Raw genomic sequence first — 523 nt, 5'->3', positions numbered from 1 at the left:
CACCCGCACCGCCGGGCAAGCCACCTCGACCGCCGACACTGCCAATAGGGCTGATGCCATTGGGCATATTCACCACATAAACCGGTGTAACACCAACAGTGGCCTCCAGCGCTGCACCAACGGCCACGCCACCCGCCAGATTACCCGCATTGCCCAGTAAATTTTTCATCGCCGGGCCGCCGTATTTATAGGCCGCAACACCACCTGCTAATAATGCAACACCACCACCCAGAATATCATCACCATCCAGCGCCAAACCGCCGGCTTTTTTATCATCCAGCAGGAATTTGGTTATCTCCACAAATCCGGTATTAATCGCTGACATAAAACCGTCGACACTTTCGCGCAAAACCCCGCTCAGTCGCTGGCCCTGGATAACCGCATTATTCATTGCCCGATCCAGTTCGCGGGCAATCGTGCCGTTTGCCGCTAATATTCTGCTGGTTTTCTCTCTCGCCTCATCTATTTTTCCAGATTGCAATAACGCCTGAATACCGCGTTGGGTATCCAGATCGGCATAACC

The 523-nt window shown here is 53.5% G+C and carries 1 protein-coding gene; it reads right to left on the bottom strand.

Going from position 1 to position 523, the window contains the following annotated elements; all coding sequences use genetic code 11:
- Window positions 1–523 (bottom strand): hypothetical protein (locus Q4563_RS15770; RefSeq protein WP_303605140.1); only part of this gene is annotated, 523 nt, incomplete at both ends.

The organism is Gilvimarinus sp. 1_MG-2023 (genome assembly GCF_030548285.1).
This window is presented reverse-complemented; position numbering and strand designations above follow the sequence as displayed.